General features: G+C 42.4%; 21 protein-coding genes. 15 read left to right on the top strand and 6 right to left on the bottom strand.

From position 1 onward, the window contains the following. Positions 1–18: 18 nt before the first annotated feature. A complete protein-coding gene (locus tag ACFWMP_RS02495) occupies positions 19–1,434 on the bottom strand; it encodes a metallophosphoesterase (RefSeq protein WP_379421824.1) in 1,416 nt (471 codons plus the stop codon). Between the two features lie 208 nt (positions 1,435–1,642). Between ACFWMP_RS02495 and ACFWMP_RS02490 the strand changes: the two genes are divergently transcribed. Next, on the top strand, positions 1,643–2,242 hold the full coding sequence (locus ACFWMP_RS02490; protein WP_042187439.1) for a nitroreductase family protein: 600 nt from the start codon (positions 1,643–1,645) through the stop codon (positions 2,240–2,242). A 72-nt stretch (positions 2,243–2,314) separates the two neighbouring features. Then, positions 2,315–2,509, top strand: coding sequence for a DUF2188 domain-containing protein (locus tag ACFWMP_RS02485; protein ID WP_042187441.1), 195 nt, complete (start codon positions 2,315–2,317; stop codon positions 2,507–2,509). A gap of 76 nt (positions 2,510–2,585) precedes the next feature. On the opposite strand, the gene ACFWMP_RS02480 is transcribed toward ACFWMP_RS02485, so the two are convergent. Together ACFWMP_RS02480 and ACFWMP_RS02475 are read right to left on the bottom strand one after the other, a co-directional pair. Further along, complete coding sequence (locus ACFWMP_RS02480; protein WP_379421823.1) at positions 2,586–3,758, bottom strand: peptidylprolyl isomerase; 1,173 nt, start codon at positions 3,756–3,758, stop codon at positions 2,586–2,588. 185 nt (positions 3,759–3,943) lie between these two features. Then, positions 3,944–4,279, bottom strand: coding sequence for a hypothetical protein (locus ACFWMP_RS02475; RefSeq protein ID WP_042126947.1), 336 nt, complete (start codon positions 4,277–4,279; stop codon positions 3,944–3,946). A gap of 181 nt (positions 4,280–4,460) precedes the next feature. Between ACFWMP_RS02475 and ACFWMP_RS02470 the strand changes: the two genes are divergently transcribed. Continuing rightward, on the top strand, positions 4,461–5,567 hold the full coding sequence (locus ACFWMP_RS02470; RefSeq protein ID WP_379421822.1) for a lactonase family protein: 1,107 nt from the start codon (positions 4,461–4,463) through the stop codon (positions 5,565–5,567). A gap of 124 nt (positions 5,568–5,691) precedes the next feature. Here the strand turns inward: ACFWMP_RS02470 and hfq are convergent, their stop codons facing one another. Beyond that, positions 5,692–5,913 (bottom strand): RNA chaperone Hfq, encoded by a 222-nt coding sequence (hfq, locus tag ACFWMP_RS02465; RefSeq protein WP_042126951.1) that lies wholly within the window; start codon positions 5,911–5,913, stop codon positions 5,692–5,694. Between the two features lie 110 nt (positions 5,914–6,023). On the opposite strand from hfq, the gene ACFWMP_RS02460 reads away from it, so the two are divergent. Further along, complete coding sequence (locus ACFWMP_RS02460; protein ID WP_379421821.1) at positions 6,024–6,665, top strand: phosphatase PAP2 family protein; 642 nt, start codon at positions 6,024–6,026, stop codon at positions 6,663–6,665. Between the two features lie 95 nt (positions 6,666–6,760). On the opposite strand, the gene ACFWMP_RS02455 is transcribed toward ACFWMP_RS02460, so the two are convergent. Further along, positions 6,761–7,294 (bottom strand): hypothetical protein, encoded by a 534-nt coding sequence (locus tag ACFWMP_RS02455; protein ID WP_379421820.1) that lies wholly within the window; start codon positions 7,292–7,294, stop codon positions 6,761–6,763. Positions 7,295–7,482: 188 nt separating this feature from the next. Between ACFWMP_RS02455 and ACFWMP_RS02450 the strand changes: the two genes are divergently transcribed. The 3 genes from ACFWMP_RS02450 (at position 7,483) to bcbE (ending at position 12,426) form a co-directional block, all read left to right on the top strand. Then, complete coding sequence (locus ACFWMP_RS02450) at positions 7,483–8,529, top strand: FUSC family protein (protein ID WP_042187452.1); 1,047 nt, start codon at positions 7,483–7,485, stop codon at positions 8,527–8,529. A 97-nt stretch (positions 8,530–8,626) separates the two neighbouring features. Further along, positions 8,627–10,978, top strand: a complete 2,352-nt coding sequence (gene helD, locus ACFWMP_RS02445) for an RNA polymerase recycling motor HelD (protein ID WP_339247505.1) — start codon at positions 8,627–8,629, stop codon at positions 10,976–10,978. Between the two features lie 134 nt (positions 10,979–11,112). Beyond that, positions 11,113–12,426 (top strand): bacillibactin exporter BcbE, encoded by a 1,314-nt coding sequence (bcbE, locus tag ACFWMP_RS02440; protein WP_379421819.1) that lies wholly within the window; start codon positions 11,113–11,115, stop codon positions 12,424–12,426. A gap of 55 nt (positions 12,427–12,481) precedes the next feature. On the opposite strand, the gene fsa is transcribed toward bcbE, so the two are convergent. After that, complete coding sequence (gene fsa, locus ACFWMP_RS02435; RefSeq protein WP_379421818.1) at positions 12,482–13,129, bottom strand: fructose-6-phosphate aldolase; 648 nt, start codon at positions 13,127–13,129, stop codon at positions 12,482–12,484. A 208-nt stretch (positions 13,130–13,337) separates the two neighbouring features. Here fsa and ACFWMP_RS02430 point away from each other — a divergent pair, with 208 nt between their 5' ends. From ACFWMP_RS02430 to ACFWMP_RS02395, 8 genes are all read left to right on the top strand, one after another. Next, positions 13,338–13,817, top strand: a complete 480-nt coding sequence (locus ACFWMP_RS02430) for a hypothetical protein (RefSeq protein WP_379421817.1) — start codon at positions 13,338–13,340, stop codon at positions 13,815–13,817. 78 nt (positions 13,818–13,895) lie between these two features. Further along, positions 13,896–14,378, top strand: coding sequence for a GNAT family N-acetyltransferase (locus ACFWMP_RS02425; protein ID WP_076283366.1), 483 nt, complete (start codon positions 13,896–13,898; stop codon positions 14,376–14,378). A gap of 38 nt (positions 14,379–14,416) precedes the next feature. After that, positions 14,417–15,097 (top strand): ribose-5-phosphate isomerase RpiA, encoded by a 681-nt coding sequence (rpiA, locus tag ACFWMP_RS02420; protein ID WP_143764014.1) that lies wholly within the window; start codon positions 14,417–14,419, stop codon positions 15,095–15,097. After that, on the top strand, positions 15,094–15,573 hold the full coding sequence (locus ACFWMP_RS02415; RefSeq protein ID WP_379421816.1) for a VanZ family protein: 480 nt from the start codon (positions 15,094–15,096) through the stop codon (positions 15,571–15,573). The genes rpiA and ACFWMP_RS02415 overlap by 4 nt, the downstream gene beginning before the upstream one ends. A gap of 3 nt (positions 15,574–15,576) precedes the next feature. After that, positions 15,577–16,017: a GNAT family N-acetyltransferase gene (locus ACFWMP_RS02410; RefSeq protein WP_283911593.1), complete on the top strand. Its 441-nt coding sequence runs from the start codon at positions 15,577–15,579 to the stop codon at positions 16,015–16,017. Positions 16,018–16,191: 174 nt separating this feature from the next. Next, entirely contained in the window at positions 16,192–16,647 is a 456-nt protein-coding gene (locus tag ACFWMP_RS02405; protein WP_076282879.1) for a MarR family winged helix-turn-helix transcriptional regulator, read from the top strand. Beyond that, positions 16,644–19,805 carry an MMPL family transporter gene (locus ACFWMP_RS02400; RefSeq protein WP_379421815.1) on the top strand — a complete coding sequence of 1,054 codons (3,162 nt, stop codon included), beginning with the start codon at positions 16,644–16,646 and terminating at the stop codon, positions 19,803–19,805. Before ACFWMP_RS02405 ends, ACFWMP_RS02400 begins: the two co-directional genes overlap by 4 nt. Positions 19,806–20,088: 283 nt before the next feature. Then, on the top strand, positions 20,089–21,492 hold the full coding sequence (locus ACFWMP_RS02395) for a lytic polysaccharide monooxygenase (RefSeq protein ID WP_379421814.1): 1,404 nt from the start codon (positions 20,089–20,091) through the stop codon (positions 21,490–21,492). Positions 21,493–21,531: the final 39 nt, after the last annotated feature.

The following is a 21,531-nucleotide window of genomic DNA, read 5'->3' as shown; positions in this document are numbered from 1 at the left end:
ATGAAATATGGCATCTTTTCATTGCTTCGTTAAAACCACTTCTAGGTCGACATTACTTAGCGCTTTTTCTTCAGCCATACTTTGGACATACCCTCCTAAGAAACCGTCCTGCTGTTCCTCCCAAAGCTTGTAGCCCGGCAACGCTTTTATATCCTTAGCAAAGGTACCTGCAGTTCCTGCGAAGTATCGTACATTCAGCTTGGACATTACCTTCGCCATGGATTCTTTTTCAGACTCCGTTAAAGGGCTTTCCTTAAGACTATCCATAGCTTTGTCATAGGAGTTAGTAGCAAAGGCTTCTTCGGCATAAGCCTTGAAGTTTAAGAGATTGTGATCTGTAATCTGATTAGCTTCAGCCCAACCTTCTACGTTCAAAGACGTTGCTTTATAATTTACGGTTCGCGAGACGGGATCGAAGGTCATGGCTCCATATTGATGCGGATTGACGGCCATCGCACTCGTAGCGATATCATAGATTGGCATTTGTTCAGAGGATGCTGTATCTTCATTCGTGTCTGCTGGATCTACTTGAATGTCCTGCATATGAATATGTCCTGAGAGAACTAGATTAAGTCCATTCTTCCGTAAGGATTTTATAGCTTCCTGGCTGTTATTAAGCTTGAAGCCTGAAACAGACATAGAAGTGTGACTTAATAAATTATGATGCATCACCGTGATCACAGAAGCGTGCTCTTTGGCTGCAAGCTTAACGGATTCATCCATCCATGAAAGCGTAGAGGAAGCAATACGCCCATCGGTCTGAGGGAAACCGTATTTTTTATTATTAAGGTATTGGCTGCTGTCTATCATGAGAATCCATAAGTTGGGGGCTGCCTTGACGATATAGCTTAGTGATTCCTTATCACGTGATACAGCTTCTTTGTAGCCGAAATCCGCATACATTTTGACGAAATCCTTATCTGTAATTGAATCCGTAAGGAGCTGTTTATCGCCACTGAAGGATCTAGCCCAAGGATTAAATAAGTCGTGATTGCCTGGAATGACATATACAGAGGTTCCTTGTTGTTCAATTCGTTTTAAATTTTCGGTTAACTTTTGATGGCTGCTGCGTTCTCCATTATTAGTTAAATCGCCACTGAGGATGATAAACGCAGGTTTTTTCTGTTCAGCGTCATAGACCAAAGCTTCAGCCATTTCATCACTGTAGGGCAGCATTTTTCCATCGCCTCCAGTGACATAGGTCTGAAAAGCCTGCCCACCATCCTGAAGATCCTTATCCAAAAAGTGAGTGTCTGTGGCGACCCAGAAAGATACAGGTTTAAGCTCAGCTTGATCAAGTTCCACAGCGTTTAAATTAGACGATTTTGTGTCTTTACAGCCAGTAAGTGCCAAGCTAAGGAAAAAGAGCACTACACAAGAGAATATGACTGTTTTTTTATGTAGAATAAGAACTTTATCTGTTGAAAAATTCATTTATATAACCTTCCTTCTGTACTTTTGCTGCACTATTGTAGCTTATTTTTAGCCGAAATGTATATCGGAAAAGTGAAGGGGAGATGTTACTAACCGAGGCTAATTGTATATCCGACAAAATAAGTTGTGAATAGATGTTGTGTTTTCAGAAAAAAGGTGATAAGATGTACAAAAGTAAGTTACTTAAATAAATGGAGGTAGTTATTTTATGTCTAACAATTTTCTTGAAGCAGTTAAAGGAAGACGTTCCATCTATGCCATCAGTAAAGAATCCACTGTAGCCGATGCTCAAATTATTGAAATCGTTGAGCAAGCGGTTTTGCATAGCCCAACTTCATTCAACTCCCAAAGCTCCAGAGCGGTTGTTCTTTTAGGTGAACAGCATGATAAATTATGGGATATCACGACAGAAACTTTGCGCAAAATCGTTCCAGCTGAACAATTTGAAGGAACAGCACAAAAATTAGCATCTTTCAAAGCAGGTTACGGTTCCGTATTGTTCTTTGAAGATCAAGCGGTAGTGAAGAACCTTCAAGAAAACTTCGCCTTGTATGCCGAGAACTTCCCAGTTTGGTCTAACCAATCTTCAGGCATTCTGCAATTCGTAGTATGGACTGCACTTTCTGAAGCGGGTTTAGGTGCATCCCTGCAGCACTATAACCCACTAATTGATGACGAAGTGAAAGAAGCTTGGGGCATCCCGCAAGACTGGAAACTGATTGCTCAATTGCCATTTGGTAAGACAGTAACTCCAGCAGGTGAGAAACAATTCCAACCGGTTGAAGATCGCGTTAAAGTCTTTAAATAAGCTTAAGAGAGTGTTTAAAACCTCCTAGACCAGGCTAATTAATTATATAGTCAGGTTAAGGAGGTTTTTTGTATGCCGTGGAACAAAAAAGATTATCCAGATTCACTCAAAAACTTTACTGCACCTATTCGTAATAAGGCGATTGATATTGCTAATGCACTGCTAGAAGATGGATATGAAGAGGGAAGGGCGATTTCTATTGCTACCGCACAAGCGAAAGAGTGGGGAGAGAATCGTGATAAGCAGGTCCGTAAAAAAGGACATTAATTAAAAGTTCGAAAATAGAGGTACAAAAAAAGCAGGACAGCGTCGCTTAACGCTTGTCCTGCTTTTTACAGTCATATTATTTAGCAGATTCAGTTCCTGCTTCTGCGCTTGCAGATGGCTCAGGAGAAGCTGTTGCTTCTTTTTTGGCATCCGTAAGTGAATTTGTGATTTTTGCTTTTGCAGTTGTATCTGACAACCAAGTGGTGGAAAGAGTGGAAACCTTCTGAGACACAAGCGTCTTTTTGATTTCATCTTTCTTTTCTTCCATGGTGTAGTTTTTAGCGTCTTTGTGGTCGGTAACTTTAATAATGTGATAACCGTAATCGGATTTCACAGCACCGCTTGTTTCCCCAACTTTAAGTTTAAAGGCTACATCGGAGAATTCAGCTACCATATCTCCACGTTTGAAGAAGTCTAGATCTCCGCCATTAGCTTTGGAACCAGTGTCTGAAGATTTTTCTTTTGCTAGTTCAGCGAAATCAGCTCCATCTTTCAATTGCTTCAGAATTGCATCTGCTTCTTCTTTAGTCTCAACGAGAATGTGGGAAGCGCGAACTTGTTCTTCTTCATTGAAAGTAGCTTTATTTGCTTCATAGTAGTCTTTGATTTCTTGATCCGTTACAGTCACTTGCGGCTCAAGAATCTTACGCAGTTTAACTTGTAGCGGCATTTGCTTCTTCAAGTCATCAACGGTCATTGAGCTTTGTTGCAATGCAGCATTAAATGCAGCTTCTCCGCCGAATTGTGCCTTAAGGTCTTCTAATTCAGCATTGATGTCTTCATCAGTAACGGTTACGTTGGCTTTTTTAGCTTCTTGATCAACGAGTTCAGTAGTAATCATAGCTTGCAGTGTGCTTTCTCCGCCTGCTTCGATCAATTTATCATAAAGTTGTTCTTTAGTAATGTTAGTTCCGTTAACGCTAGCAACAGCTGTGCTGCTGTCGTCCTTTTGGAATGGAGGCTTAATCAATACAATGATGAGTGCCGCAGCCAGAACCACAGAGGCAATCATCCAGCCCTTGTTACCTTTAGGAGAAACTGGTGGAGCAGGTGGCGTCGTATTATTGTTGCTGCCGACTTTGTTCATTACTGGAACACTTTCTTCCTCTTTTGTTGTATTCACAGGTTCTTCAGCAGCTACGACCTCCACTTCATTTACTTCATTGGTATTCTCGGTAGTGTTCAATTCTTCTTCCGGAGTACCGTTGTTTTCTAAGTTCTCATTTCCATTCAGATCTTTTTTGTCCATTATTAGTAATGACTCCCTTCAATATAGGTGTTGCTTGTCTATTTACAACTTTAACAGAAATCCAGATCCTAAACCTTAAGAAAGTATAAAAAAAGATAGGATCTTTTTAAGTTTCTATTAATAAAAAGCAAAAAGCCGGAAATGGCATCGGTAACATGCCCTTCCGGCTTATGGGAATAAGATGTTTACTTCAGTCCTTTCAATAGATGACGAATACTTTCTTGTTTCCGTCTTGGGACCCGTACGTTTTTAGCGAATAGGCCCTTTTCTCCGAAATAAATGCAGTCGTCTTCGATAGAACTGATCTTGTTTAGATTGACATAACAGCCACCGTACACATGATAGTAAGTAGAATTGGATAACAATCGTTTTAATTGCTCGGCAGTCATTCTCTTTTTTATGTTGTAGTTTCTGCCGTGAAAAATGACCAAATCATGGTCCCCGACCTTAAAGAACAGAATGTCTGTTTCCACCTCGAAGTCCTCGTATACATTTCTGGCTTCCAGCAGGATGCTACTCATTCATGTTCCCCCTTTATACTTAATAAAAGACTAATGTTAGCGCTTTCATTATAGCACAATCCCTAATCATTGGAAAGCCTTATTTTTGAACTATTTGTCACACTTTTTACTTTATAGTTTGTCTTTAACGTTTAAAAATTGTAAATTATATAATAGCAATACTTTGGAGGAGGATGTAGAGATGGAAAAGCAGACTAAGTTATTGCTGTTTACGGGTTCCTATGCAAGTGCCACGGAAAGCGGTGTGCAGGTATTTGAATTCGATGGCGAAGCAGGAGGTACGTTAAAATTAATCGACTCGGTTCAGGGTCTAACTAACCCCACCTTTGTTAATGTAGATGCTACAGCCCTGCGTTTATATGCCATAGGAGAAAAGCCAAATGGTGAAGGTGGAAAAGAGGGAGAAGTCGTTACCTTTGCTATCGATGCTAAGCGTGGGAAATTGAGCGAATTGAATCGAATAGCCTCAATGCCTGCTTCAGGTAATGGTCAAACGACCACATGCCATATTTCAAGAGATCTGAGCGATGAATACATTGTTGTATGTAGTTATCATGGTGGCAGTGTAGGCTTGATCACATTAGATGAAGAAAAAGTTGCTAATCAACTGGCGGATGTTGCGATTCATTCCGGTCATGGTCATCATCCTGAACGTCAGGATCGCCCGCATCCCCATTCGGCTATTTTCAGTCCGGACGGACAGTATCTGTTTGTTTCTGATCTTGGGCTTGATATTATTCGGTCCTATAGAATCAATAGAGACTTGAAAAAACTAGAAGTTCACGGAGATACTGCGCTTCATCCAGGGGCCGGACCTCGTCATTTTACATTTCATCCAGATGGAAAGTCTGCTTATGTTATAAACGAGGTGGATTCCACGATAACATCGTTTACATATGACAGTGCTACAGGGACTCTTCACACGGTAGATACAGTTTCAACCTTGCCTGAAGATTTTAAGGAAGAGAATACTTGCGCTGAAATTGCTACTTCAGTAGATGGAAGATATCTTTACGCTTCTAACCGTGGAGCTGATAACATCGCAGTGTTTGCAGTGGATAACGCTACTGCCAAGCTTACACTAATTGAATATGTATCTACTCGTGGAGGGCATCCACGACACTTCTCATTAACTCCGGATGGGGCTTATCTTATTGTTGCAAATCGTGACGCTAATAACCTGGTTGTGTTCTCTATTGAAGAAACCAGTGGTCGTCTCGTATTTACTGGGAATACTGCTGATGTATCCAAGCCGGTGTGTGTGAAGCCTGTGATTTTCCCAGTATAAAAGAAACTCGTTTTGAAGAGTGAATAAGACAATTTAAGAAAATAATAAAGGGAACACCGGAGATGTAGTCCGGTGTTCCCTTTATTATTGAAAATAGGATGAAGAAGTTTAATGAATGTGTGAACTATTTGAGTGAGACGGGCTTAAGAGGTACAATAGTGGATACTGCAGATTTGAAGAGCACATTCTGTCTGCCATCACCTTGACCCTGTAAAGTGATTGTGAATGCATCATACGAGGTTACGACGCCTTGCATTTTTACACCATTTGTTGTAAAAATCGTCACGGGCACCTTTGTGGAAATAAACTGATTCAACAAACGTTCCTGCAATTTTAGACTCTCCACTTTGGCAGCACTCCATCTTTTTGTATATTTATTTCTCTATAATTATAGCACGGGTTATAGCTTCTCAGGAAATGTGATCGACAGGCACAAAATTAGACACGGAGGTATTTATGCTTTATTATCAGAACTGGTCTAGAGGTTTTCGTTATTTTATAGGGTTTGCTGCTTGTTTCGTCGTTATTGCGATCCTAGTTCATATGAATAAGGTATCATCATTTGATAATTATTTGATTCATTTTGTTCAATCCGCTGAATCACCTGGACTGACCACATTCGCCAAAGGACTATCTCTGATTGGTTCCTCTAAGGTAGCGATTGGCATATCTATCGGCACGATGGCACTGCTGTATTTTCTGCTGAAACATCGGCTTGAGCTAATTCTGTTCCTATGGGTTGGACTAGGCTCACAGCTATTGAATACACTTATGAAGTTATGGTTTCAAAGGGAGCGTCCAAATTTCAATCGTATTGTCCAAGAGCTCGGTTATAGTTTCCCAAGTGGACATTCCATGGCAGCCTTCTCCCTCTATGGGGTAATTGCCTATTTACTGTGGCGTCATTTGCCGCGAAGAAGTGAAAGAATTCTGTTAATAACGTTTGCGGTATTCATGACTGTGGGCATTGGCTGGAGTCGTATTTACCTGGGAGTTCATTATCCTAGCGACGTAATTGGTGGTTATGCTGCAAGTGGCGCGTGGCTGATGTTATCCATCAGTCTATTTGAAGCCTATAAAAAACGGATATCCTCATAAGAAATGAAGATACCCGTTTTTGTGGGGATATTTTAAAATATAAGAATATATATGTTTCACGCTATACATTATCCTTATATTTCTCGCATAAACGCTTACCGTCCTAAATAGGACACCGAAGGCGTTTTTGCTTGAGGGTTCATCACATGATGTTCCGAAGATTTATGATCTTGGAAATGACCCATTTTACTTATTTTTTTCTTCAGCATAGAAGGAAGTCCAGCCTTTAGCTTTTGAGCTTCGTCTTTTGTTAGACGTCCCTCGCTGATGGCTTGATCCAGCCGCTTACTTGCGGATTCGCTGAGCTTTTGAATATATTGATCTTCTGTCCAGCCTTTCTTCTCAAGGGCAAGCTCGGGGAGGGTTTTGCCTGTTTTTAGGCTATTGATTAGCTCCGTACGATCCATCTCAAGCAGCTTGGCTGTTTCGAAAATAATGAAATGTCCGCCGGCTCTGAATTTCCCGTCTTTCCCTGGTGGGGGTCTATGACCTTTTTCCGAAGGCCCATAATCAGGTGCAGTGGAGGTTACATTCTCAGCTGACACGCTCCGAGTAGGAGCAAGTGCTGGAGACAGACTGAGGAAAAGAACAGCTGTGATGGTCACTAATTTTTTGATGTTGTTATTCATTCACTCACCTCGTATGTTATATGTGATAGGTACTTACTTGAATTAGTATTCCCTGAAAGCTGAAAGAATCATAAGTGAGAGCTTAAATGATCATAAAATTCATCAACATTAGGCTTGGGTAATTAGAGGAATGAGGGATTCGTAGATGTCCATATTGCAGAGTGGGCCAATTTTTAGGGGGGATATTTTTGGCTTTTGGAGCTCGCATATTTAAAACAGGAATGGCAGTCACGCTTGCCTTGTATTTAGCCGAACTGCTACATTTTCCATCTTCTGTGGGCGCTGCGATTGCAGCAATTTTCGCTATGCAGCCATCTATTTATCGCTCTTGGCGTTATTTTCTTGATCAGCTGACAACGACTACAATGGGCGCGGTACTCGCTCTTCTGGGAGGAATGCTGTTATCCAATAGTCCAATTGCGGTTGGGTTGGTCTGCATTCTTGTCATTATGATCAGTATGAAAATTAACCGGGCGGATACTATTAGCCTGACACTGGTCACCGTTATAACAGTGATGGAGGCTTCTGGTGAATGGCAGTTCGCGCTGAATCGGTTCTTATTAACATTGACAGGGATTGTTTCTGCATTTCTAATCAATATTATAGTAGTTCCTCCGAAACCACGGAAACAGTACATCAAGCAAATTGAGAACGTCTTTGCCAGTCTTTCCTTGCTGCTAAGAACGGCTGTATCTCATGAGATGAAGGAAAGTGTGTTTCGTGATGAAAAACTTGCACTGGAGTCATCTATTAAATCTTTAGCGGATAAGTACGCTTTGTTTGAGGAAGAGCAGAAACAGCTAAAGAGGGCGAAGTACAGTCAGACTAGACAAATGGTTGTCTATAAGAACCTGTTATCTTCTTTGCAAAAGGGCTTCGATGTTCTTGAGGCTGTGGATCGGCATTATTTTCAAGCGGATCGAAGTGAAGAGACAGATGCATTGTTTGACAGTCATTTGGAGCAGTTAATCAAATATCATCAACTGATCTTGCTGAAATTTGAAGATAAACTAAAACCAAACACTAATGAATCGGAACCCTTGGGAGACGAGAATGATGGATTTTTGAATTCAACGATCCTGGGGTATAATGCGGAGAAAATAGGTCAACTACGATTGTATGTTGTAGCCGCAGCTATTTACGATTACGGATATCAATTAGAACGGCTTGATAAAGTGGCAGATCAGATGAACCGTATAGCGACTGAGGAAAAAGAAACGGATCGCGAAGCTTAAAACATAACCTTGTGATGTGCAACATATAAGCTTAAGGATTCATCTATTAAGAGTATCCTCACTTGAAATATCAACCTTCCAAAGGGGATGAAATGTAGTGGAGAATCATGAAATTGAATGGAAAGAGGAACAGCAGCGGGTTGACGGATTGACTAAGCTTTTGTCTGCCCATATCCGGCGATTATCTGAGGAGCTCGGACTCCATCGCAGTGATGTGGTGGATATGCGGAAAGACTTCTGGGAAGAGGTAACAGTAAACTTCAGTAGTCCAGATGATTTAGGGGAAACTTCAACAAGTCTGCGCCAACAATCCCAAATCTTGAATGAACGTGAACGCCATCATTTACAGTCGAGCAAGGCTCTAAAAAAATATAAAAAGCTACTCGTCTCTCCTTACTTTGGGCGTATTGACTTTACAGAAGCACCAAATGGAGAAACGGAAAAGATTTATCTGGGAATTGGATCCTTGATGGAGGATGATGGCACCTTCTTGATCTATGACTGGCGGGCGCCTATATCGAGTTTATATTATGACGGAGCTCCTGGCCCAACAGCTTATGAGACACCTGGTGGACTTGTTTCCGGTACAATGAATCTTAAACGTCAGTTTGTGATTTCTGATGGTGTTATTGAAGTTATGTTTGATACTGGGGTAACGATCGGCGACGAGCTTTTGCAGCAAGTGCTTAGCCATAGTGCCGATGATCGAATGAAGAGTATTGTAGCTACCATCCAGAAAGAGCAAAATGCGATTATCCGCAACGACAAAAGCCGAATGCTGGTCGTTCAGGGTGCCGCAGGAAGCGGGAAAACCTCTGCAGCATTGCAGCGGGTTGCTTATCTTTTGTATAAATACCGTGAAGTTCTGCAAGCAGACCAGATGTTGTTGTTCTCGCCGAACCCGCTGTTTAATAGCTATGTTTCAACTGTGCTCCCAGAGCTAGGTGAAGAAAATATGCAACAAACCACTTTTCAGATGTATCTTGAGCATCGTTTAGGACATGAATTCCAGCTGGAAGATGTCTTTAGTCAGACGGAAAATCTATTGAATGCCCCTGATGGCCCTGAAGTGGGTATACGCAGAGAAGGAATCGCTTATAAATCATCTGTACCTTTTCTCGATGTGATTCGTCGGTATGCTACGATGCTGGAACATGAAGGCATGCTGTTCAAGCCTTTAATGTTTCAAGGTAGAGCGGTAGTCAGTAAAGAAGAAATGGAACGTCATTTCTATGCCTATGATCCCGCCATTAAGCTTGCGAACCGTGTAGACTTAATGACACGCTGGTTACTGAAGAAGATCGCTGATTTTAGCCATGAGGAAAGAAATGCTTCATGGGTTGAAGATCAAATTGAGTTATTGGACTCCAGTGATTACCATCGTGCATATCAGATGTTGCGACGTAAGAAGAAAGCCACGCAGGATAGTTTTGATGATTTTGATACTGAAAAAGAAGTGTTATCCCGGTATGTAGTCAGCCAACGCTTAAAACCGCTGCGCGGATGGACTAAACGAGGTCGTTTTGTGGATGTTAAGGGGTTGTACAGTACGCTGTTTACTGATCGTGAGCTTATGGAACGTCTGAATGGTGTTCATTCTCTGCCGGAAATATGGGATGAGATCTGTGAACAAACACTAAAATCAATCGCAGTGAACGAGCTTGCCTACGAAGATGCTACACCATTCCTATATTTGAAGGAGTTAAGCCAAGGCTTCCGTACCAATACGCTAATTCGTCATGTGATTGTGGATGAAGTACAAGACTACTCACCTTTCCAATTAGAGTTCATGCGCCGTTTATTTCCAAGGGCAAAAATGACCGTATTGGGTGACTTGAATCAGGCGATCTATGCACAAGGTGAGGTGCTCGGTGATTTGTCTAGTTTGGTAAGCATTTATGGGGAAGAGAATACAGAAGTGATCTCGTTAACCCGAAGCTATCGCTCCACTTTTGAAATTGTAGAATTTACGCGTTCAATGATTCCTGGAGGGGAAAGAATTGTGCCGTTTAATCGACGAGGAGAAGAACCTCAGCTAAGTGTGGTGTCTAGCGAGGATGAGCTTCTGAATGCAGTTGAAATGGATATCCGGAATTTGCAATCCAAGGGGTATCATTATGTGGCTGTCATTTGTAAAACAGCAGAAGAAAGCGCAAGAGTTCATGATGAACTACATAGTAGGCTGCCAGTAAGACTTGTTACGAAGGAAACGCCGAATTTCCAGAAGGGAACATTGGTGTTACCTGCTTACTTAGCTAAAGGTGTGGAGTTTGATGCTGTCATCATTTATGATGGTTCAGCTGAACGATATGGCAGAGAAAGCGAGCGTAAACTGTTCTATACAGCTTGCACTCGAGCGATGCACTTACTGCATATTTTTAGCCTAGGAGAACCAAACCGGTTTCTTCCATCTGTAAAAGCGAAGACCATGATTACAAATTCGCTGTAAAGCACCATCTTCTGATCATAAGATCGTCCTTTCGCATTGGCGAGGGGACGGTCTTTTTATATGTATGAATAAAGAGGGATGAACAAACCACAATATAGAGAGTCGTCGCAAACAATGACAAAGGTGGTCAGTTCATGAAGGAAAGAAAATGGGATCTGCTTGCACTGGCATCCATTCCACTAATTATGACCCTCGGTAACTCCATGCTGCTTCCTATTTTGCCGCAGATTTCTAAAGAACTAGGCATTAGCTCTTTTCAGGTGAGTATGCTGATTACTGTTTATGGATTGATGGCTATCGTGATGATTCCTATTGCAGGGTACCTGTCTGACGCTTATGGACGAAAAAAGGTGATTCTTCCGAGTCTGATCATTGCTGCTATAGGTGGAGTCGTCTGCGTGGTGGCGGCTTGGTTTATGAAGGGCGTTAGCGCCTATTGGGTCATTCTGGCCGGACGTTTGTTACAAGGGATAGGTGCGGCTGGTGCTTTTCCTATTGTGCTGCCCTTCGTTGGTGATTTATTCAAGGAAGAAGAGGATGTAAGCAAAAGTCTGGGAATTATTGAAACCTCAAATACCTTTGGTAAAGTACTCAGTCCGATCCTTGGAGCTTATCTTGGAATATGGCTCTGGTTTGCACCTTTTATCGCTATTCCTGTTCTATGTCTAATTTCATTTGCTTTAGTTCTTTTTCTGGTTCGAAAGCCGGAAGCGAAGGAACAACCTGAGAAACAGGGTATAAAAGAATTTTTATCCGGAATTGGGAGCATTTTGCGTGAAAAGGGACGATGGTTGTATGCTATTTTTGCCATAGGCGGTATCTGTATGTTTGTAACCTTTGGCGTTCAATTCTATTTATCGGAAATGCTGGAAACTAAATTTAATATGCATGGGGCAATGAAGGGATTTGTGCTGGCAATACCATTAGCCTTGTTATGTCTGTCTTCATATGGAACAGGAAAGATCATTGGTCAGAACAAAACGCTAATGAAATGGCTGGGCTTTGGAGGTATGGTGTTACTAACTGCAGCAATGATCTTTGCGGGGTTCAATAAAGGTATTTATTTCTTAGTCGGGTTTATGGGCTTAGGTTGTGTTGGAATCGGGATTGTGCTTCCTTGTATGGATGCTTTAATCACAGAGGGAATTGAGAAAGAGAATAGTGGCACGATAACCGCTCTCTATAGCAGTATGAGGTTTATAGGGGTAGCCGCAGGACCGCCAGTGGTATCGCTGCTGTTAAGCAGTGGTCATTGGGTATTATTCGCTTTAATGGCTACAGTCGGCGCAATTGGTGGATTGCTGACCTTATTTGCAGTAACGCCAAGCAAGGGGAGCAAGGGAGAATCTGGTGTGAAAGAAACGGAGCAGGTAAATCCGCACCTCTTGTCAAAGCGTGTTCGTCAGACTTCTGCAAGGACTTTAGATGGAAAAAAGAGCTATCCTTAAGCTACGTTGCCGTAGCTTGCGGGATAGCCCTTTGATAAAAGAATGAAAGACAATCTTATGCTTGTGGTACGGATTCCCAATCCTTCAGGAAGCGTTCGATACCGTTATCTGTCAGCGGATGCTTCCAGAGGGTAGGCAGGAGCGAACCTGGGATGGTAGCAATGTGAGCACCAGCAAGAGCGGCTTGCTCAACATGCGCAATGTTACGGATGGATGCTGCAATAATTTCTGAAGTCAAACCGTAGTTAGTTAGGATGGTCTTCAGATCCTTGATCAGCTTCATTCCGTCAACACCGATATCATCCAGACGTCCTACGAAAGGAGAAATATAAGTTGCGCCTGCTTTTGCAGCCATCAAGCCTTGAGCCGCTGAGAAGACAAGCGTTACGTTAGTTTTGATACCTTTTTTTGTAAGCTCATAACAAGCTTCCAAGCCATCTTCAGTCATAGGGAGTTTAATGACAACGTTTGGAGCCCACTCAGCAATTTCGTATGCTTCTTTAAGCATTTCTTCTGCTGTAAGTCCGATTACTTCTGCACTTACAGGACCTGGAACGATTGCTACGATTTCTTTGATAACATCTTTAAACAATCTTCCTTCTTTAGCGATGAGCGACGGGTTAGTCGTTACGCCATCCACTAATCCGAGGCGAGTAATACGTTTGATCTCTTCAATATTTCCGGTGTCCAAGAAAAACTTCATTTTAAGTTTCCTCCCTTGATTTCCATATGGATTGACAAACAATATTCATATTTTCATTATGAGACATGTCAAACGAAGTTTCAACTGTTATTTTGAATATTTCAAAATAACTTTATAGATTGAATATCACTTACACTTGTTATAGTGTTGATAATATAGGATTGGTCTATGCAGTTATCCATGATAATATATAATCGGTATTGTTATTATGGAGTATTGGGTGGGACGTGATGAAATGTACTCGATATTAGTTATTTTGCTTGTGCTCGTGTTGTCAGTTGCCGGATTCTTGGCCTACCAGAACAGCAAATTGGTATCTAATCAGAAAAAATTAGGAACTTTATCACGCAATCCTTCACTAATGTATTCTATCTTTGACCAATCTTGCGCTGCTAGTGTGGAAGATCCAGACGTAATTCCTTTAGTTCAATACACAGTTTTTGTGGAGACCAGCGGGCAGGCAGTTGTGAATAAGCCTTTAGCAATCATTAATCTTTGTAGAGTAAGTGCGGGTAGAGGAAATCTAGTTCTCGCTGATGTCGAACGCAGTGTGCTGGAGCACATTAAATTGGCAGCCCCCTCAGATGCTTTCATTGAGCATAAAGCTTACTTACATAGGGCTGCTAACCACGCTGAAAAAGAGATGATCCTAAATTTAGAGGATGTAGTGAAATTACAATATACATAAGACAGAATGAAGAATATTGATTTTTTTGGCTGCAAGAAGGATAATACGAATTTGGATACAAGAAAAGAGGGAAATAGAGTGTCGCCCGTAACAGAAGTGAATTTTGAAGTAGTTGATCCAGAGAACGCTGATTTAAGAGAACTTATTACGTTTCTGGATGAAGAACTGAAGATGCGTTATCCGCATGAGACGATCTATGTTGTTGATTTCGAGGATCCCAAAGTAAAAGAAATGACTTTCGTAGTAGCCTACTTAAACGGAAAACCAGTGGGCTGTGGTGGGCTTCGTCCACTGGATTATATCGGAATAGAGATCGCAACGATGGAGTTGAAGCGCTTTTATGTAGATTCTAGTTATCGTAAAATGGGCATAGCTACAAATATGCTGTTATTCCTTGAAGAACAAGCATTAGCGGCGGGGTTTAAGGAGATCCGATTGGAGACCGGAATTAAGCAGCCAGAAGCGATTGCGCTTTACGTCAAGCATGGCTACCAACCGATTGATTTATTTGGACCCTACATAGGTGATCCGGATAGTCTCTGTTACGGCAAAATACTATAAAACTTTATAATGGATAACATGGGGGTATTAAAATGAGTATCAACGTTAAACAACTAGCAGCTGAAAAAGCAGTGGAATATGTAGAAGATGGAATGAAGGTAGGTTTGGGTACGGGATCAACTGCCTACTGGGCAATCCGCAAGCTCGGTGAACGCGTCAGTGAAGGCTTGAAAATTACCGCAGTAGCTACTTCACGCGCTTCCGAAGAGCAAGCACGAGAGCTGGGAATTCCACTGGTAGCTTTTGGTGATATTGATAGTCTGGACTTAACCATTGACGGAGCGGACGAGCTAGACAGCAGTCTGCAACTAATTAAAGGCGGCGGCGGCGCTTTGCTTCGTGAGAAGATTGTAGCTAGTAATAGTACCCGAATGATTGTGATTGCGGATGAAGGTAAAGTTGTAAACACGCTAGGCAAATTTCCGTTGCCGGTGGAAATCGTTCCTTTCGCGTGGGAATGGACTGTGGCAGAGCTTGCCAAACTGGGTTGCCAACCTGAATTGCGTCGCAGCGGAGAAGAGTTGTACAAGACGGATAATGGCAATTACATTGCGGACTGCCGATTTGAAGCGATAGAAGCTGCACCGAAGCTTGCACTGACCATCCAAAACATCCCGGGTGTTGTAGATCACGGTTTATTTATTGGGATTGCAGCGATGGCGATCGTAGGTAAACTTGATGGAACTATCGAAATTATTGAAGCTCAACCTAAGAATTGATTAACCGCAGACATAAAGAAACCTACCGTTCATGGCCGCTAAAAGGATTGACACGGGGAGTGCTAACTCTGTATAGTGCTACTGTTATCTATTGGATGTTTATCGGATTTGGACGTGAGGTACATACCGGAGGTCCTCTTCAGTATAATCTGGTTCCATTTCGCACGGTGTCACTTTATTTCAACTTGGATAACGGTTTATCACTTATCAATCGGCTAGTAAATCTGCTAGGAAATGTTGTAGTTTTTATTCCATTTGGTTTTCTTTCGCCATTAGTAAAGATACATCCGGTTTCTTGGCTTAGGATCTCGCTATATGCTGTCCCTTGCATACTGCTTTTGGAGTGCTTGCAAATGCTGCTGCATGTGGGAAGCTTCGATATTGATGATTTACTATTAAACATGCTGGGTGTGTGGACAGGCTACGGATTGTTTCGAGTGATTAGCTTTAAAAGGAATAAAGAAGGAGAAATGTGAAGAATGTTGATTGATCTTAAACCCCTCATTGGTACACCTGAGGTGAATGAGCTGTTGACCTATGCGGTGATAGATGATCCGAATGCTCTACAGCAGACTTCGTCTGAGTATAGCGAACAAGCCGGGTTAAAGTTATATGGCTGGGAAGAGGAAGAATTACTGCTTGGTCTTGTAGGCTTTGAAGAAACAGAAGATGGTTCCTTGGATATTCGGCATATTGCTGTATTACCAGAGAACAGAGGAAAAGGTTATGCACGGGGGATGATTCTGGAGCTGCTTACTACGCGTCAGCCGCGTTATCTGGTAGCTGAAACAGAGGATGAGATTGCTGCAGATTTCTACCGTAGTCTTGGGTTCATGGTGTACAGCCTCGGCGAAAATGCAGCAGGCATTGAAACGCTGAGATGTGTTTATGAAGTAGAAGAGATCGAGGATGAGGAATAAACAGTTTTTAAAAGACATACAATGGCAGGTCGAGATGAAATCTCGGCCTGTTTTTTTGTTGGGTACACCTTAAATAGTTCCTTAGAATTGTAAAGTTGACTTTTGAAATAAATGGGATTATAGTTTGACAATGAAACTATTCTACAGTTGAACTATATTTGGAGGTAGGAAGCTTTGGAAGATGAAGTTCAGCATTGGATTAACCGTTATATGGATGCTTATATGATGGTGACTCGACAAGTAGCCGCAAGAATTAAAGATAGCATTGCTGCAGATACAACGAATGATCAGTATCAAATTCTGCGTCTGATTAATGCTCAGGAACAATGTACCTCTACATATCTAGCAGAAACTTTTTGCGTGGGTAAAAGCTCCATTACAGCAATAATCAACAGACTGGTGCAAGCAGGCATTATTGAGCGAACTCGTGACGAGAATGATCGTCGTCAGGTGTATTTATCGATGTCAGAGCATGGTAAAAGAGTATTTGAAGCCGCTGAGTCGCAAGTACATGAAGTAGTGGCCCCGTATTTGTTTCATTTTGAAAAGAAGGATATTGAGACGTTCATCATGATGTTTGAGAAACTGGCAAGTCTAATTCAGAATGATAATGGAGGGAAGAGCCAATGAAGACGATTCTAAAAGCAAGATGGGCGGTTATCGCAATCTGGCTCGCTGTAGCGGTGGTGCTAGTGATGACGGCCCCGTCTTTCTCTGATCTTGTCCGTGAGAAGGGGCAGGTTACCGTTCCAGAGGGATACCCTTCATCAAGAGCAGCAGAAATCATGAAGGAAGCGTCAAGTGACAAGGGAGGCGAATCACTCCATCAAGTAGCCCTTGTGTTCAATAACCCGAAGGGAATCGGAGCGGAAGAAACAGCAAGTATTCAACAAGGCGTTGAGAAGCTGGCTGCGAATAAGGAAGCTTTGCAGTTAGATTCCATCACCGATCCTTTTTCACAAAGTGAGCTTAAAGATACACTAATTGCCAAAGATGGCAAGACTATTATGGTGGCGTTGTCCGTAAAAGGTGAAGGAGAGGCTGTTACTGCTCTGCCAGATAAAGTGGATGAGATGCTCTCAGGTGTTAAAGCAGATCATTATTTGACCAGTGAAGGTCTGATTACAGAGGATATGATTGCTAGCTCAGAAGCAGGGCTAAAGAAGTCGGAGTATATTACAGTTGTCTTTATCCTACTTATTCTATTCGTCGTGTTTCGTTCGTTCGTAGCGCCTTTTGTACCGCTGCTGACCGTGGGTATCAGCTATATTGTATCCCAATCTGTCGTGGCTTTTTTGGTGGATCGTTATGATTTTCCTTTATCAACGTTTACTCAAATCTTTATGGTTGCGGTCATGTTCGGGATCGGTACGGATTATTGTATTCTGCTGATCAGTCGCTTTAAAGAAGAATTAATGACCGCAGAAGATACTAAAAGTGCAATCATTGCAACTTATCGAAAAGCTGGAGGAACGGTGTTCTATTCGGGCTTAGCGGTGTTTGTAGGTTTTGTAGCAATTGGGTTATCGAAATTTATTCTTTATCGTTCAGCAGTAGCTGTTGCAGTTGGTATTGCAGTTATGCTATTGGCACTTGTGACGATTGTTCCGTTCTTTATGGCTGTTCTAGGCAAAAAGCTATTCTGGCCCTCCCGTGGCAAGCTGGAGCATAGTGAGAGCCGTATTTGGGGATGGGCAGGTTCTTTTTCTTTAAAAAGACCGTGGGCCGCACTTCTAATCGTTGCAGTAATCGTATCCCCATTCCTAGTCACCTATAGCGGTAAGCTGTCCTTTAACAGCTTGGAGGAAATTGGCTCGGAATATGCTTCGGTAAAAGGTTTTAATATTATTTCGGAGAGCTTCGGACCAGGTGAATCGATGCCTGGCAAGATCGTTATCAAGAATGATGATCGTATGGACAATTCAGAATATCTGGGACTTGCGGAGAAAATTAGCCGCGAGCTGGAAAAAGTGGATAGTGTAAAATCTGTTCGAAGTATGTCACGTCCAACAGGTGAGCTGATTAGTGATTTCTTGATTCCGAATCAGGTAGGTACTCTTTCTGATGGACTGGACCAGAGTAACGAAGGTCTGACCAAGATTCAGACCGGCTTGTCTGAAGCTAGTAAACAGCTTAGCGATAATGCCCCTAAACTTACAGAAGCTGTTGCAGGGAGTGCTAAGCTGACAGAGGGCACAGCTGATCTCAAAGACGGAATTGTTGCTTTAGGCGCTGGGCTCACCCAGATTGAGAGCGGGATTAAGAGTGGCTCAGCGGGTGCAGGAGAGATCAAAGCCGGTCTTCAGCAGGCAGCAACAAGTGCTAAACAGTTAGCAGATGCAAATGCGAAGTTACTTGAGGGTTATAAAAAAATCGGTGGAGGCTTAACCCAGCTGGATGAAGGACTCGGACAGCTTCCGAAGCAGCTACAAGGTGTTGCAGAGGCATTAAAAGGACTGGACGGTTCCTTCGCTGGCCTAGAGAGCAGTTATCCGGAAATTGTTCAGGATGTAAATTATTTGACGATCAAAGGTACAGTAGCACAAAGTAGTACGGGTGCAGCGCAGCTAGCAGCCGGTCTTGGTCAGGTTTCAGAACAGCTTAAAGGTGCAGCTACTGGCTTAAATGAGGCGAATGCCGGTTATGCCAAAGCTGCGGCTGGGCAAACCGCGCTCGCACAAGGTTTAGCTAAGCTTGTAGCTGGAATCGGTCAGCTGCAATCTGGACTCGATCAGGCGGCAGCAGGTCAAGGACAGATCGTAGAAAAGATTCCATCTATCACAAGTGGTCTTGATCAATTGCAAGGCGGACAGAAGCAGCTTGCAGATGGTTTTGGTGAATTGACAGGTCAGATTGGAGCCTTAACCACTGGACTAAGCGATAGTGCTGATGGATTGAAGCAAATTACAAGCGGTCTGGGCTCGGCACAAGAATACTTGAATCAGATTCAAGCGGCTAAGGATGAAGAGCTGAGCGGATTCTTCGTACCGGCTGAGGCACTTAAAGCTGAAGGTATAAAGCAGGTATTTGACACGTACTTATCTGATGACCGTAAGGTGATGACATTGGACGTGGTATTCACCGAGAATCCTTACAGCTCAGAGGCTATAGATAGTGTGGGTGATATTCAAGCAGCAGTAGATCGTGCAGTTAAAGGTACGAAGCTTGAAAATGCTGAAACAGCTATTAGCGGGGTTACAAGTAGTCAAAGTGATTTGCGGAATATTTCCAATGAAGACTATACGCGTACAGTAATCTTGATGCTGAGCGGTATTTTCATCATATTAGTGTTGCTGCTTCGCTCAATCGTAATGCCGATTTACCTTATCATTTCACTTTTGATCACTTACTTTTCAGCGTTGGGCGTTACAGAGGCTATTTTCGTTAATCTTCTGCACTATGAAGGGATTACCTGGACGACGCCATTCTTTAGTTTTGTTATGCTGATTGCACTAGGTGTGGATTATAGCATTTTCTTAATGGCCCGGTTTAACGAAAATAAAACATGGGACGTAAAAGAAGCGATTCTACACGCTATGCGCAATATGGGTACAGTTATCCTTTCAGCTGTAGTTATTCTGGGTGGTACCTTCGCTTCGATGTATCCTTCTGGGGTATTGTCGATGATGCAGATTGCTACAGTGGTGCTCGTAGGATTGGCCTTGTATGCTTTAATCTTCTTGCCGTTCTTTGTCCCTGTAATGGTACGGATCTTCGGCCGAGGAAATTGGTGGCCATTTTCGGTTAAACAGAGCGGAGAAGCTAACAAGCAGGATTTAAATATGTAAATGGGACTATACCCCATATATGAATCAGAAGTCATAACAAGTTGTTTTTTTGCAGCCAGCCACCGATATATTTATCGGTGGCTGGCTTTTTATTTGAGTAGAATGAATCGTTTCGATGGGGCATTATTAGCGGGGAGAACTACTAATCCGTTCAATTGTCATGGGTCTTTTATCCATTGTCGTCTGGTTCTTTAGGTTATTGTTATTATGTTTTCAGAAAATTATAATAACACTGGATTCGTTTTCAAAGTCTCCAAATTACAACTAGAAAGCGAGATGATGAATGATGAAAGTAAGCATGAAGAACAGCAGTATCGCAAAGAAGGTTGCTCCATTTGTTATTACTGCGGGGGTTATTGCCGGAGTAGGACTTATCGATACCGATAAAGCGTTAGGACACGGTTATGTATCCGAACCAGCAAGTCGTGCGAAGCTTGGTGCAGCGAATAATGTGGGTTCTGTTCAATATGAGCCACAGAGTCTAGAGGCACCAAAGGGTTTCCCATTGGCGGGTCCTGCGGACGGGAAGATTGCATCTGCGGGTGGCATGTTCGGAGGAATTCTGGATCAACAATCAAGTGATCGTTGGATTAAGCACGATATGGTTGGCGGAGTCAATGACATCACTTGGTATCATACAGCACAACATAGAACAACAAAATGGCATTACTATATTACGAAAAAAGGTTGGAATCCTAATACGCCAATTAAACGTTCCGATTTAGAGCTTATTGGAACTTTTGAAAATGGCGGTAAACAGCCTGAGCGTTCTGTGACGCACAAAGTAAATGTCCCAACTGACCGCAGTGGATACCATGTTATTTTGGCAGTGTGGGATATCGATGATACATCGAATGCCTTCTACCAAGTCATTGATGTGAATCTAAAGAACGATGAATCAGGACCTGGGGTACAACCAGACACGGAGAAGCCGTCAACAGTAACGGGGTTACACACGATGAGTGTAGAATCGAGCAGTGTGGATCTTATGTGGAATGCTGCAACAGATAACGTAGGCGTAGATCATTACATGATTTATCGCGGGGATAGCGTCGGTATAGCGAAACAAATCGGAACATCTTCAACAACGAGCTTTAAAGACATTACTGTAGAAGCAGGTAAAATTTATACATATTATATTGTTGCGGTGGATCGTGCAGGAAACACGTCAGGCGCAAGTAATATTATTGTTGTTAGCACACCAAACCCGGAAGTGGTTATACCTCCAGTGGAAACACCAGATACTTTGAAACCTTCGATGGTTGAGGGGCTGCATACCATGTCAGTGAAGCACAATAGTGTTAATCTGATGTGGAACGCCGCCCAAGATAATGTAGGTGTTGATCATTATGTTGTGTATCGAGAGGGTGTTGTATTGACCCAAACTAAGGGAACTTCCTTTACGGATTTAACGGTGCAAGCTTCCACTACGTACAATTATCATGTGAGAGCTGTAGACGCTGCTGGTAATATTTCAGACAAGAGCTCTTTGTATACAGTCACAACCCTTGTGAAACCCGTATTACCAGATGTAGCAGCTTGGAATGCAACCGGGTTGTACATTGTAGGAACAAAAGTTGAATACAAGGGTAACGTTTATGAAGCTCGAGTGACATTTAGAAGTTTCGGTGATACCAACTGGAATCCGGAGTCGGCATTATCGCTTTGGAAATTAGTGACGAACTAATAACATCGTTTACCCCCCCAATTTATTATAAAAAAACGG

The sequence above is a fragment of the Paenibacillus sp. NPDC058367 genome, assembly GCF_042723305.1.
Lineage (GTDB): Bacteria > Bacillota > Bacilli > Paenibacillales > Paenibacillaceae > Paenibacillus_AQ.
The sequence above is the reverse complement of the archived record's forward strand: the minus strand, read 5'-3'. Positions and strand labels throughout refer to the sequence as shown.

Excerpts from the sequence above, each read along its gene's own strand:
- ACFWMP_RS02400 (WP_379421815.1), top strand. The coding sequence starts at position 16,644 with ATGAAGACGATTCTAAAAGCAAGATGGGCGGTTATCGCAATCTGGCTC.
- ACFWMP_RS02430 (WP_379421817.1), top strand. The coding sequence starts at position 13,338 with ATGGAGTATTGGGTGGGACGTGATGAAATGTACTCGATATTAGTTATT.
- fsa (WP_379421818.1), bottom strand. The coding sequence starts at position 13,129 with ATGAAGTTTTTCTTGGACACCGGAAATATTGAAGAGATCAAACGTATT.
- ACFWMP_RS02410 (WP_283911593.1), top strand. The coding sequence starts at position 15,577 with ATGTTGATTGATCTTAAACCCCTCATTGGTACACCTGAGGTGAATGAG.
- ACFWMP_RS02470 (WP_379421822.1), top strand. The coding sequence starts at position 4,461 with ATGGAAAAGCAGACTAAGTTATTGCTGTTTACGGGTTCCTATGCAAGT.
- ACFWMP_RS02460 (WP_379421821.1), top strand. The coding sequence starts at position 6,024 with ATGCTTTATTATCAGAACTGGTCTAGAGGTTTTCGTTATTTTATAGGG.
- ACFWMP_RS02495 (WP_379421824.1), bottom strand. The coding sequence starts at position 1,434 with ATGAATTTTTCAACAGATAAAGTTCTTATTCTACATAAAAAAACAGTC.
- ACFWMP_RS02455 (WP_379421820.1), bottom strand. The coding sequence starts at position 7,294 with ATGAATAACAACATCAAAAAATTAGTGACCATCACAGCTGTTCTTTTC.
- ACFWMP_RS02485 (WP_042187441.1), top strand. The coding sequence starts at position 2,315 with ATGCCGTGGAACAAAAAAGATTATCCAGATTCACTCAAAAACTTTACT.
- bcbE (WP_379421819.1), top strand. The coding sequence starts at position 11,113 with ATGAAGGAAAGAAAATGGGATCTGCTTGCACTGGCATCCATTCCACTA.
- ACFWMP_RS02395 (WP_379421814.1), top strand. The coding sequence starts at position 20,089 with ATGATGAAAGTAAGCATGAAGAACAGCAGTATCGCAAAGAAGGTTGCT.
- ACFWMP_RS02490 (WP_042187439.1), top strand. The coding sequence starts at position 1,643 with ATGTCTAACAATTTTCTTGAAGCAGTTAAAGGAAGACGTTCCATCTAT.
- ACFWMP_RS02480 (WP_379421823.1), bottom strand. The coding sequence starts at position 3,758 with ATGGACAAAAAAGATCTGAATGGAAATGAGAACTTAGAAAACAACGGT.
- ACFWMP_RS02475 (WP_042126947.1), bottom strand. The coding sequence starts at position 4,279 with ATGAGTAGCATCCTGCTGGAAGCCAGAAATGTATACGAGGACTTCGAG.